Genomic DNA, 13,199 nt, shown 5'->3' on the forward strand with positions numbered 1-13,199 from the left:
TTTTGTGTAATACCGTCCATATTAGGAAAGTTGTTTTTAGACAATTCCTAAGCATCTGATACATATCGGCCTGCGACACACCGAGCTTGGCTTCTTCAGATTCCAAAAGCTTCCATTTGGCATCAATAATCATGATCAACCGGCCATCTGAATCCAACAAGGATATATCCGGTTTCATTTGGAAGACTTGTTTATCTATATCAGTTCTGCGGGCAAGATATTGTCTCGGCCCCTGCACTTTCAGCGTCAAACCACGGCTTACTGCATAAGGCTTAACCAGGGCAACAAGCCATGACTCAAACAGCTGATTCATGTCAAACAACAATGAAAAAGCCCTGGCTGGACCAGCCAGCACATCAGGATTTAACTGAGCAATAAACAGCCTGCACTGTTCAAGTAACGGCTTATAACGCGCACTGGTTCTATCGAAACTCAGATGATCAAAACTTTGCAGAGTGACAGGCTTGTCACTGATATTCCCAAATGCCGTCAGTAGCTCAACCACCATCTTCCGGCTGCAAGAGCTGTGACACTGGGATTGCAAAAGCCTCAGGGTGAACTTGATCACCTGGTTGATCAGTATATCCTCACTGAGTTCATCGTAACGGCAATGAAGGCGTTCTTTGTTGCCGAGGTTTCGCTTGATCTGCTGATCAAACAGCAACCTGCCCCGCAATACTCGAATATCCTCTTCATAAGCTACATAATTACGGAGCTTACCTTGAACGATCTGGGTCTGGAGTTCCACGCAAAAGTGGACAATGAAGATATCCAGCAGAATAAGCTTCTGAACATCCACATCAGCCTCACCACCTTTATGACTTTTAAAAAGCTTTGCTTTGCACAGCATTTGAATAAGAGCCTTTCGACAAGACCCCGGGTCCTCTTCTTTGCCAGCAATCTTGGGAAGAATTTCCAGGCTCACATCATCCAGCTGCACAACACCACAAAAGTGACCACACTTGATCTGCTTGTATCCCCATTTGAAGGCTTTGGGGGGCAAATCTTTCTGTAGAGAAGCCAACAGTTTGAGATGCCTGTCCTCCAAAGCCTTCTCACCGTTGGCTCGCCTGCTAACAACTGGTAGCACCTCATGTTCCAGGCAACGGATGATTTCAACCATTGGCAGGCTCGTAAATTTTTCTTATGGCATCAGGAGTGATCTCATCTGAATTAGCCACCCGATAATCAATCAGATCTTCAAAATCATCATGCTCAAATCCTAAAACCTGAACACTTTCCAGAGTTTCATGGACAATAATCTGCGGCTCAAGAGGTTTACCAATGGCATTAACGTCACAGAACACCAATTGCATTTTATGCCAGTCCCCGTAAAAGTATTCCTGAAGCAGAGGCACAAACTTATTCAGGATGACCATTTTCAAATCATGAAAATTTCTTACTTCCATAAGGTAAGCATGACCCAGCATCAGATCCCTGTTTAGAAGAAAGCGTATTCTGAGATTCATGGCAGCCAGCAAATCTCGCAAACTGATAATGCCTCCCTCACCATCTTCAATGTACCCATCCCCCCTGGGACCGGAAATTTTCTGATGGTCTGGCATCAACTCCTGAAACTGAAATCGACGCCGAAGCGCAGTATCCAACACCGCAATTGAGCGATCAGCGGTGTTCATTGTGCCGTAAATATCAAGATTTTTGGGTACACCAAAAGGTTCTTTGGAATACGGCAGTGTTACTCTCATACCTGAATCAGGATCAAACTCCATTGGCAGGCAACGCTTATCAGGCTCAATCAAAGTGATCAGTTCACCAAAAATCTTGGCCACATTCCCCCGGTTGATCTCATCAATAAAAATGGCGTAGCGATTACCGTGATCAAGTTCAGCCCGGCGACAGATCCGCCTGAACACCCCGGGTTCAACTCGGTAAACCATCTCATCAGAGTCTTCATCCTGAACAGGTCTTATCCCCTCAACAAAGTCCTCGTAGCCATAAGCCTGGTGGAAAGTAACAAACTCATACCTCAGGGCCTTCTGCTCATTTGCCTGCCCTTTTTTCAGCACATCAGCCAGACTCAAAAGGTCTTCACACTCTTCTTTCCAGCTTCCCTGAAGCGACCAAAAACTACTTTTATCCTTATCAAAAATGCAGGGAGAATGGCGCTTGCTGTAGTTAACGGTTTCAGATTCCTCCAGGGCATGGGACTGCAAGCTCGCCCAGATCTGCTGCTTAATATTCTGGGTACGACCAATAGCTTTCGCCTTCTGGACTACATACTCATGCTTGGCTATATCTCCAACCTTAGCTCGCCCACCCAACGCATACAGTGCAAGAAAAACCACATCAAACCAGCGGACGCTTTCCAGTTGTTCAGAAAGCCACTGTTCACGGGAGATAGACTCAGCTTGTGATGTATACTCCGTTTTAATCTCATTTAGGGTGTAGGTCTTTCCAGTGCCCGGCGGTCCGTAGAATATCCGGTTAACCGGCTCGGCAATTTCCGGGATCATTTGCTGTGAAGGCTCATTCTGAGCGGTAACCTTTTTCCAAAGTTGCTCAATCAGAGCAGCACTTTTTTGCTTGATTTCAATACCTGTGGATTGAGGCCACCATTTCTGGTTATCGACCGTAATTGAGTTCAAATCCTGCTCAGTAATAAACTTGTCTTTATGTACATCCAGTATCTGAGAAAACTGGATATCAACAAACCAGCAAGTTTCACCCTTTTCGGCTTTTTCTTTATTCCAGTGTGTATCCTCGTAAGGCTCAGACATCACATTGCCAACAGCCATAATGCCTTTTGGTGCCTGCCCCAGCCTAACCAGCCAGGCACGATCTCCGGGTCTTGCCTGCCGGTTGGTACAGCCCCAGCCATCAATAACAGGTACTCCACGACGAAGCTTAGCCATATCCTCCGATAAACTATCCCAACTCCAAAGATCCGGATTCCAGGAAAACAGCCAGTGCTTTGGTGGGCGATCACGCCAGAGTTCAGAAAGAGGAGGCTCGTAAAAATCCAGCTCACTGCTACCCAGATCCCTTTCCTGCTCGGTGCGGATTTCATGCAACTTTTTATCCAGTTCAAGGGCAGTAAGATTACTGATTTGTCTGCTGCTCCAGCCAGAAAACACCGTTGCAATTTTTCGCCTGTCCGTTCCACCAAAGATGCGTTCAAACTGATCCGGGAAAAGCATATAAAGCAGCATATGCCGAAACTGCCTGGACTCAGTTCCTTTAACCTGTTCAAGCCATTTGGCAAATTCCCAGCCTGCATTAAAAAGACCTTTCTGCTGTTCCAGCGGCTGACTAAACAGCAGTTTGCAGACATTGATGACATAAACCAGCTCACGCCAGCGATTGGTATTAAAGCTGGTACCCGCACTGCCAATCCCGACAAGATTCTCTTCAGTGAGGAGTGATTGACTGGTATCCAATGGTTCCCCAGCCCATGACCAGATCTTCTGGATACTCTCGAGTTTTTTACCCGGCGTAATATTTCTCGGACAAAGAAGCATCAGCCACATCATTTCAGCGGCCAGCTGTTTAACCTCCGGGGAGGTAGGAGCCAGTTGATTTTCCAGTTTGGTGAAAAAATCACCTTCACCCTCATCAAGGTTGTTTACGAAGTACTGCTCAAGTGCCTCAATATTTTCCAGTGTCCATAAGCGCTTATCACTGAGGACCGAATTACCACTATATAGACACCGCTCTCGCCACTGCTGTGCAGCAGTTATAATATGTCCGGCTGAACTCTTCCCAACATAACGGCTCATTTGCCAACTCCATCTGTTAACCAATCTTTCACTCTCTGGACACACCCATCAAGGTCATCCCTGATTTCATAGACCCAGAACCGCATCACATCCCAGCCCAGTTCAAATAATCGCTGATTGCGAATCTGATCACGGCGACAGAGTTCGCCGGTCCAGTTGCGATGAAACCGTTCGCCATCAACCTCAATATCCAACTGTCTGTCACCATCAATCAAGGCCAGATCCAGAGCGTACTTCTCAATGCGAAATTGAGGCAAAGTAGAAACTCCAGCCCGGTATAAAGCCTCGTAAAAAACTCTCTCCCACTCGGAAACCTGTTCTGGATTCGATACGGCAGGATACCTTGGTCCCAGATCATCCTCAGTATTTGAATGACTCTGTTCTTGAGACTTCATCAGATTCAGCGTGTATTTTGCGAAGCTTTCCAGATAATCCACCCCGCAGCTGGCACATGCAGACATATCTCCCACAACGATCAATTGGCTACGAGCCCGGGTGATCGCCACGTTAAAAAGATTGCCATTATTTTTCAGAAAGGCCAGGGCACTGGGGCTAATGCCTTTGGCAACCACTGGAGAAAAAATCATCAAATCCCGTTCATCGCCCTGAAACCGATGGACGGTGTCAACCAGGACATCATTTGCCATCAGTGCTTTAGCGAGTTTTTTATTATTGTCTATCGCGATACGAATAGCGTTGGCCTGAGCCCGGAATGGACAAACAACGCCAATGCTTCCCTTGTATCCATGGTTAAAAACCAGCTCAGTTAACTGGACGACAATACTTTGTATTTCCGGGTAATTCGCAACTCCACCGCCAGCAGGGCGAACCGCCTTTCCTTCGATATTACGCCAGACCACTCCGGGGATATCACAATTCAGACTCTTAAGGCTTTCATAGCGTGTCGCTACACGCAGGCGTCCTTCATAAAACTGACGGTTTGAGAATTCGATAATATCCCCATGGGAGCGATGATGATCACGCAAACTGATCACATCCCCACCACTGACCATTCCCGAAGCAAGGTCAAACAGTGAATTTACTGAGTAAGCCCAGTGCGGATAGTCAGCAATCAAATTAAAACGGCTCAGAAGCTGCTGATCCTTGCCTTTTTGCAAGCTGCTGATATGAGCAAGCTGTTTAGGGTCACCAATAACAACAACCCGTTTGGCCCTGCGGAGTAAAGGCAATGCTGAAGCTATATCGCACTGGCTGGCCTCATCAAACACCACCAAATCAAAATAGCCAGTATCAAAAGGTATTTTGCCCCGGGCTGAAAGGGAGGTAACAGCCCAACAAGAGAGAAGATGAGAAACTTCCGGGAACAAAGCCTGGTACTGGTGAAATACCTCAGAAGTCAGCCTGCCCTCAGGACCGGTCGCCAGCACCATATCCATCAGGGCTTTATACTTCGTAAGCATCTGCCGGTCTTCTGATGTCAGCTGGAATGGTTGCAGATTCATCCATGATGACCAAAGCTGAATAGAGTTCGCAGCTATACGCTCAAAAAGCTGGATTCTGCGTTTGGAAATCGCCTCCAAAGGTTCGTGCCTTTGCAATTTCTTCAGTGCTTTGACATAAGTTTTGATCTGTTCTGCTGAACTGACAGTGTGCTGCGCTTCAATGACAAATTGCCGCCACTCAGGCAATAAATTTTCGTTCACTCTGGAATCAGGATAATCAAGACCCAGACATTCAAAGCCAGCCTGAAGATTGAGCACTGACTGGCTGGCAGCCGCCTCCCGCTCTTTGACCCGAAACGACCAGAACAGCCGGGTGATGATTGATTGCTGTGATCTATCCAGTCGATCAAGATAAATCCGTAACTTATTCAGGCTGCGCCGTATATCATCCAGATCAAGCGTTTCAATAAAACCGGCAATACCTTTAGGCAATACCGCTCTTGCAGAATCCGCCGCCTGATCAAGGCTGTCTACCTCGTTACGTAATGCGATAAATGAGTCTTGACTGGTCTGTATCTGCTTTAATCCCTCTAATAATCGTTCATTGGCGGCAATAGCCTCATCAAAATTATGCCGGTCATCTTCTGTACTGGTTGCGGCCATCAACGCCACCAGATATTCCGCCAGCCGTCCGCGATACTGTTGAGCGCCGGCCCGTAACAGCAGTGGGCGAGAACCAAGACCATTCACCCGACCTTCTACCACATCAACGGCTTTATTGTTCTTGCTGGCAAACAGAACCCGCTGCCCCTGCCAGGCGGCATTTACCAGAAGATTGGTTACAACCTGGGATTTCCCGGTTCCGGGAGGACCGGTTATCACACTCAGCGGTCTGGTAAGGGCCGCCTCAACAGCAGCATACTGCTCAGAGTTCATGGGCAGTACTTCGATCAGCGGGGCTGTAATATCCCTGGTTTCTTGAGAATGCGAACCAGACAACCAATTTCCCAATACACTACCGTCAACAGCACCTGAAGGCAGTGATGCCAGCTCCCGTAGTTCTGATTCCAATCCCTTGGTGAACCGTGACCGCTCTGTCATAACTACTACAGCCCGATTGTAAACTCCCGGGTGGTTAAGTTCTGACAATCTGGAAAGTGGTGGAGTGTAACTGCCGGTTTCAGCGAATTCATATGCCATTGGGTCAGGGTCATAGAATTCATCCGTTAACTCTTTTGCAGGCTCTCCCATCTGCCCACTCAAACGCCAGGGCTCTATCGCTTCCTGCCAGGGCCATTCCGTACGAATAGACTGCAGCCGAAGTGCCAGGTCATCCAGCTCGATCAGTTGGTCTGGTTCACCGATACCCAGCTCTTTCTCCAACCGGGCAAGCTCCTCCATCAAGCCCTCATCCCGAATATTGGTATAATTCTGCAGTACTCTTTGATTGATAATGGGATAGGTGAGATCAAGCTCCAGATGACCATTACTGCCATTGCGATCAATGGAGAATAAAAAGACCGGCTCCACCATAAAGCCCTGCCAGCCATTTCGTTGCTGCACAAACCTTATACTTGTGGGGTACCCCAAGTACATATCCCACCGACCGGTTTCATTGCGCAGCTTGCCAGCCAGCTGCTGATAACCACGCTGATTCTCCAGCTCTGTTACATTCCGGGGCAACGAGGAAAGTTCGTTATATGCCGGGCTTCCCTGTGGATCTATAGCCCGGGTAGATATGCCTAACTCTTCCTGACTTATACAGGCCAGATAATAACGGGCCAGTCTACTCAGAGGAGTATTTTGATAGGGAACGTTATCCGGCTCATCCTGCTTACGCATTTTCGACGCCAGAAACCAGCGATAATCGGACCTCTGAAGAACCTGCCCCTGCAACTCACCATACAATACCCTCGTGATCTCAGCTTTTTCTTCACCGAGATGATTAGCCAGCTCCTGGGCAAGCTGACTTGGCCTTAACCTGAGACTTTCGAGAATGCGCTGCGCCAGCGGTTTCATATTATTCTTGATCCTGCTTCCCCAATAATTCCGCCTCTATTCTAGTATGCTGACAGGCGATTCCACTCTATTTTGCGACTGCGCCAGTGCTCTTCTATGGTTTGAGTAAACTCTGCCCGAACCAGTTTGGCTCGGCCTTCACACCACTGAGCAGAGTCTTTGCGGATGATAATTCCCTCAGGAGATCCGTTTCGATAACGGCTCTTGCTGTTGTTTAGCAACCTCATAAGTTCTGGAAGGGAAGCCTTGCCCTGATAGAGTTTGGGTACAGCAGATAGCCCTAGACTGGCCGCCAGCTTATCTCTTCGCTCAACACTCCAAAAAGCCTGGGCTTTGCGATCATAGACATCAAACAATAAAAACCAGTCAGGCAAACCATCGTAATCCAGTGAATGGCGTGCAGCGCACCACTCACCAAATACTATACAGTTACTGTCAAGTTGGTTCTGCAGTGAGAACTGATGCTGCCCGAGCCATGAGTTCAAACGAGTGAACTGTCCGCTGTATGGCTGACCGAGGTACTGCCCACGGTTCTGTACTTGTAACTGGTTATCCTCAACAATGGAAATGCCAATATTGGCACCATCCACTTTCTCCTCAACTATCACGGTTGAAGCCAGAAGCTCGTTAACTTCAGGAGGCGTTAGTTCCTTATCCCCCTTGGGTGAACCTTCTCCCATCCATGCAATATGGGGAGTATGGGGAAAACGAAAAAAATCAGTCACCGATTATCCCTCACGGTAAATCTGGAACAGCCTTACCTGGAAACTTTTTACCATAAAATCTACAGACATCATCCGGACATAAAAATTCAATTTTTATCCCCTTATGTTTCAGTGCTGGCCACCAATCCAGCCACTTACAATCCGCAGCCTGTAAAATGGCTGGTTTATCTGGATGACCGTTAGCAACTGCAGGAAACTTACGGTCTGGAGCATCAAAAACTGGCTGTAAGCTCTGATCAGGAAACTCTGCAAAGTGATCGGTGGCTGCTTCGGTTATGTGTACCGACTCCACATGTCGGCTATTGCCCTGATTACGGAGAAGCCATTTGAGGAACACATCACCAACCCCTTTGGGTCGGTTAGGCTTGGATTGATTGGGCTCGGTTTTGTGTAAGTACTCCCCAATAATCCGAAACTCATCGTCAATAATTACGGTGTCACTCTTCTGAATATCAAGCAAACGCTGAGTACAAGTCACAATGCAATCTGGTGATACATCAGCATGCTGCTCATTAGCCACCAACAAAACATTGGTATCAATTACTACTTTGGTCACTTGGAGGCTTCCTGACTCTGCTGGCTTTTCCGTTGCATGGCAGCAATAGTGCGTGCAGCAATATCAGCCATTTCATCACCGAAGAAGTTATCTGGCCAGTTCTCAATCTCACCAAAGTCATTTAGCTCAAGTGGTTCCAGCTCCGCTTTTGAACCTGCTCGCCGGCAAAAGTAGATCGCTACATCGTCTGGTGTTATCTCACCCTCAGCGATACGTCTTTGCAGACGATTAAGGAAATGTTCCGAGTGGCTTTCCACAATCAGCTGAACATGTCGCTCTTTACCATTTTCCCGGGCTTTGGTGGCTGAGATAAAGACATCCGCCAGCTCAGCCTGAACCTGAGGATGAAGATGGATTTCTGGCTGTTCCATCCAGACTGTGGAATAGGGCTGACAATAAAAGGCCTGTACTAAAGCAGGCAGTACTTGAGAAACACCAAACCCCACATCGGTCAACTTTACCTCGCTGGCATTTTTGTGGGTTTTCACCAGTACTTCATACTCTTTTCTACCCACAGCTACGGGCTCCACCGAAAAGCTATCAATAATGCCCAGATCCTTAAGCCAGTGAGCAATAAACTCATCAAAACGGTGAGTGCGCTTTTTCGGGCCACGGTTGATAGATCGCCCCTCTGAAACGGCCGCCAGAATAGAGGCAATGGTCAACTCTCCCTTTTGGCCAACGCCCTCAGGTGTCTCCCCGGACCATGAATAGATACGCTTTGGATATTCCCGCAACGGGCCGAGATAGGTGACCCGACTTAATGCAGCTTCTATTTCCAGGGCAAGGTCGGACAAAAACTCGGCATTTTGAAAACGGGCACGGCTCTGATCGGACAGTCGGTAAAATTTATCCGGTTCATCTAAAGACCATACACGCCCGGTATTGCGCACAAAGTTGTACTGCCCGGAGTCCAGTTTGAAATTGCCTTTTTCATCTCGGGCATAATCCACCGACATAGTAAGTTCATGCTGCTGATACAAGCTATAGCGCATCTGTTGCACTTTGGGTTGTTGATGCTTGTCAGCCAAAAGTTCAACCTTGAGGCGCAGTTCATCACCCGTGAATTTGCTTTGGCGGAGAGGATCACGAAAGTCCATTTTGCCCATTGTCTGCCAACCCAGATCAAACGACAGTGGATGTTCAAGGTCGTGATTGTGCAGACATTCCGCAAACGTACCCAGGTCAACCAGAGCCTTATCATCACCCAGGTGCAGGGGGCGCTTGCGATCAGTAGATTGAACAGTCTGTTTAAGCGCCAGCAGTAAATGACCCAGACTGCTTTTGCCAGCACTGTTGGCACCAAAAATTACTGTCAGGGGAGCCAGACGAACTGGCCCGGTATCTTTCCAGGCCTTGAAATTTTTAATCTGTAAATGGGTCAGCATCAGGCCAGCTCTCCACGTTCCAACTTATTCCCATGCTTTCAGCACCGGGAGCTAACCCGGATATTTCATAAACTGCCCCGAAGCTTGCGCACGACCACAAGATCACTATGCAATTTCAACCAGATTCCCCCTGGACTCCAGCCAGGACTTGCGGTCTGAACTGCGCTTTTTGGCCAGCAGCATATCCATCCGCTGAGTGGTCTCCTGCTCATCGTCCAGGGTCAGCTGAACCAGACGACGAGTGTCTGAAGACATCGTGGTTTCACGCAACTGCAGAGGGTTCATCTCGCCCAGCCCCTTAAAGCGCTGCACATTAACCTTGCCTTTCTTTTTCTCGGCGCGGATACGTTCAAGAATGCCTTCTTTCTCCGCTTCATCCAGGGCGTAATAGACGTCTTTGGCCACATCAATCCGATAGAGGGGAGGCATGGCAACATAAATATGGCCACGTTCCACCAGCGGGCGGAAGTGTTGGACGAACAGGGCGCAGAGCAGGGTCGCGATGTGCAAGCCATCGGAGTCTGCATCGGCCAGGATGCAGATTTTGCCGTAGCGCAAACCATCCAGGTTATCCGATGCCGGGTCAACCCCCAGGGCTACGGAGATGTCGTGTATTTCCTGGGAGGCCAGCACTTCTGCGGAGTCCACTTCCCAGCTGTTGAGGATTTTGCCCCGCAGCGGCATGATGGCCTGGTACTCACGGTCACGGGCCTGTTTGGCCGAGCCGCCCGCCGAGTCCCCTTCTACCAGGAACAGTTCGGTCATGCTCAGGTCCTGACTGGCACAATCCGCCAGTTTGCCGGGCAGTGCTGGCCCCTGGGTCACTTTTTTACGGGCTACCTTTTTCGCTTTGCGCATCCGTTTCTGGGCATTGCTGATGCAGAGTTCTGCCAGCAGTTCAGCTTCAGCGGTGTGTTGGTTCAACCAGAGGCTAAAGGCATCTTTTGCCACACCAGAAACAAAAGCAGCACACTCTCTGGAAGAGAGGCGTTCTTTGGTCTGGCCGGAGAATTGCGGGTCTGCCAACTTGGCAGAGAGTACGTAGGCACAGTTTTCCCACAGGTCATCGCCGCCGAGCTTCACGCCACGGGGCAACAGGTTCCGGAATTCACAGAATTCCCGGATCGCTTCCAGCAGGCCGGTTCTCAGGCCGTTGACATGGGTACCGCCCAGCGAGGTTGGGATCAGGTTGACATAGCTTTCCGTGAGCAGTTCACCGCCTTCGGGTAACCATTGCACAGCCCAGTCTACCGCCTCGCTTTCTCCTTTGAGGGAACCGGTAAAGGGTTCCGCAGGAAGCACGGCAAAGCCTCTTGTGGCACTTTTCAGGTAGTCATTCAGGCCATCTTCGTAGTACCACTCGGTCACGTCTGCGGAAATCCGGTCATCAAATTCAACCCGCAAGCCGGGGCAAAGGACGGCCTTGGCCCGGAGAATGTGCATCAACCGGGGTACGGAAAACCGTGGGGAGTCGAAGTAGCTGGCATCGGGCCAGAAACGAACCGTTGTGCCGGTGTTGCGACGGCCGCAGGTGCCGGTTTCGTGGAGGTCTTCATCCTTGTAGCCATCTTTAAAGCTGATGGCTGAAACGATGCCACCACGGCGAACGGTGACTTCCAGGCGGCTGGAGAGCGCATTGACCACAGAGACACCCACCCCGTGCAAACCGCCGGAGAACTGGTAGTTCTTGTTGGAGAATTTACCCCCGGCATGCAGGCGGGTGAGAATAAGTTCAATACCCGAGATGCCATGTTCCGGATGGATATCGGTGGGCATGCCCCGGCCATCATCCACCACTTCCAGGGACTGGTCTTTATGCAGGGTGACCTTGATATGGGAAGCAAAACCGGCCAGGGCCTCATCCACGCTGTTGTCGATGATTTCCTGGGCAAGATGGTTTGGCCGGGTGGTGTCGGTGTACATGCCGGGGCGTTTACGCACCGGGTCGAGGCCACTGAGTACTTCAATCGCCTCGGCGTTGTAGTCGTTCTTTACCATGAGTCCTTGCTGACTGGTCGCTTGATGACGCAAAACTTAAAAGAGAGAGTGTAACGAATAGACAATCATTTGTTCAAACGGAAGTCAGAAAATCCTGTTCCAGAAAGTCAAAGACTGTCGGCAGCATTTTGTCAAAATGATCAAAGGTGTGGCTGCCACCTTCCTGCACGATCACCCGGCATTGCCGGTATTTTTCCAGTGCCTGCCGGTAGTCCAGGGTTTCGTCCCCCGTCTGTACCATGAGCAGGGTGTTTTCCGGTGATGCCGGAGGCTCGACTTCCAGAAGGAGCAGCTGTTCAACATACTCTTCGGTCATCACCCAGTCGGCACCGGTATGGAAGTTTTTCTGGGGACCAAGATAGGCTTCGAACCGTTCATGGGGAACAACCGCCGGGTTGACCAGCGCCAGTCTCACCTTTTTACTGTGGCCATTTTCCATTAGCCAGTGTTGCAGCCAGGTCCCCAGGAAACCGCCAAGGGAGCTGCCAATGATGTAGATATCCCGCAGATTCAGCGACTTTTTCAGGTGGCTCTGTAGACACTGCACTATATCCGAGGGAAAAACCGGCAGATCCGGTATCCATAATTCAATATCCAGCTGGTTATCCCGGACATACTCTCTGGTTAGTATCGCCTTGCCTGACTGGGATGAGCTGTTCAGGCCATGCAGATAAACCAGCAATGGTTTCATATTCTTGCCCCCATCATTCTATTTACCAATGCTGCCGGCGAGTGATCAATCACCAGCTGGTCATACCAGTAGCGGGTGATAAAGCCTTCATCCACGGCATTCTCCAGCCAGGCCAATAAATGATCATAATAGCCAGCGGTATTCAGAATTGCGCAGGGTTTACCATGGTAGCCTACCTGCTTGTGGGCAATTTCCTGAAACAGTTCGTCCATGCTGCCAACACCACCGGACAAGGTGATAAAGCCATCCGCCAGCTCACCCATCCTCTGCTTGCGCTGGTGCATGTCCTGCACATGGATCAACTCGCTCAAGCCTTTATGGGCCTGCTCCTGCCCGACCAGGGCGTGGGGAATCACCCCAACCACCCTGCCTCCGCCAGCGATGGCCCGATCAGCAATGGTGCCCATCAGCCCAACATTGCCGCCACCGTAAACGATGGTGATGCCTTGCCCTAACAGCGAGTCCACCAATGCCTCAGCGGCCTGACGGTACGCTTCCTTACGACCGGAGCGGGCACCGCAGAAGATTGCCACTGACTTCATTGCTTATCCCCCTATTTCTCTGCTTGCCAGTAGCAAGCATACACAATTAGCTATACTGCTGCCTGTCCTTGTGATCAGAATAATTCTCATAAGTAGCTGGCCATATGGAATCGTATATTTCTGGCTACTTGGGCTGGTAC

9 protein-coding genes are annotated in these 13,199 nt (G+C 49.6%); all 9 read right to left on the reverse strand.

Annotated features, from left to right (window positions below; all coding sequences use genetic code 11):
* Positions 1–1,090 (reverse strand): McrC family protein (locus tag KDK14_RS09960; protein ID WP_257264951.1); only part of this gene is annotated, 1,090 nt, incomplete at its 3' end.
* Between the two features lie 25 nt (positions 1,091–1,115).
* Complete coding sequence (locus KDK14_RS09965; protein WP_257264952.1) at positions 1,116–3,737, reverse strand: AAA family ATPase; 2,622 nt, start codon at positions 3,735–3,737, stop codon at positions 1,116–1,118.
* Positions 3,734–7,159 carry an AAA domain-containing protein gene (locus tag KDK14_RS09970; RefSeq protein ID WP_257264953.1) on the reverse strand — a complete coding sequence of 1,142 codons (3,426 nt, stop codon included), beginning with the start codon at positions 7,157–7,159 and terminating at the stop codon, positions 3,734–3,736. Before KDK14_RS09970 ends, KDK14_RS09965 begins: the two co-directional genes overlap by 4 nt.
* Before the next feature lie 41 nt (positions 7,160–7,200).
* Positions 7,201–7,884 (reverse strand): RNA ligase family protein, encoded by a 684-nt coding sequence (locus KDK14_RS09975; RefSeq protein WP_257264954.1) that lies wholly within the window; start codon positions 7,882–7,884, stop codon positions 7,201–7,203.
* A 10-nt stretch (positions 7,885–7,894) separates the two neighbouring features.
* Entirely contained in the window at positions 7,895–8,440 is a 546-nt protein-coding gene (locus tag KDK14_RS09980) for a hypothetical protein (protein ID WP_257264955.1), read from the reverse strand.
* Entirely contained in the window at positions 8,437–9,828 is a 1,392-nt protein-coding gene (locus KDK14_RS09985) for a DUF3696 domain-containing protein (protein WP_257264956.1), read from the reverse strand. The genes KDK14_RS09980 and KDK14_RS09985 overlap by 4 nt, the downstream gene beginning before the upstream one ends.
* Before the next feature lie 105 nt (positions 9,829–9,933).
* Positions 9,934–11,826 (reverse strand): DNA topoisomerase IV subunit B, encoded by a 1,893-nt coding sequence (gene parE / locus KDK14_RS09990; RefSeq protein ID WP_257264957.1) that lies wholly within the window; start codon positions 11,824–11,826, stop codon positions 9,934–9,936.
* Between the two features lie 73 nt (positions 11,827–11,899).
* A complete protein-coding gene (locus KDK14_RS09995; RefSeq protein ID WP_257264958.1) occupies positions 11,900–12,517 on the reverse strand; it encodes a YqiA/YcfP family alpha/beta fold hydrolase in 618 nt (205 codons plus the stop codon).
* Positions 12,514–13,059 (reverse strand): TIGR00730 family Rossman fold protein, encoded by a 546-nt coding sequence (locus tag KDK14_RS10000; RefSeq protein WP_257264959.1) that lies wholly within the window; start codon positions 13,057–13,059, stop codon positions 12,514–12,516. Before KDK14_RS10000 ends, KDK14_RS09995 begins: the two co-directional genes overlap by 4 nt.
* Positions 13,060–13,199 lie beyond the last annotated feature (140 nt).

Source organism: Endozoicomonas sp. ONNA2 (genome assembly GCF_024606365.1).
Classification (GTDB): domain Bacteria; phylum Pseudomonadota; class Gammaproteobacteria; order Pseudomonadales; family Endozoicomonadaceae; genus Endozoicomonas.

Coding starts and splice junctions, on each gene's coding strand:
- KDK14_RS09985 (WP_257264956.1), bottom strand. CDS start 9,828: ATGCTGACCCATTTACAGATTAAAAATTTCAAGGCCTGGAAAGATACC.
- KDK14_RS09965 (WP_257264952.1), bottom strand. CDS start 3,737: ATGAGCCGTTATGTTGGGAAGAGTTCAGCCGGACATATTATAACTGCT.
- KDK14_RS09995 (WP_257264958.1), bottom strand. CDS start 12,517: ATGAAACCATTGCTGGTTTATCTGCATGGCCTGAACAGCTCATCCCAG.
- KDK14_RS09970 (WP_257264953.1), bottom strand. CDS start 7,159: ATGAAACCGCTGGCGCAGCGCATTCTCGAAAGTCTCAGGTTAAGGCCA.
- KDK14_RS10000 (WP_257264959.1), bottom strand. CDS start 13,059: ATGAAGTCAGTGGCAATCTTCTGCGGTGCCCGCTCCGGTCGTAAGGAA.
- parE (WP_257264957.1), bottom strand. CDS start 11,826: ATGGTAAAGAACGACTACAACGCCGAGGCGATTGAAGTACTCAGTGGC.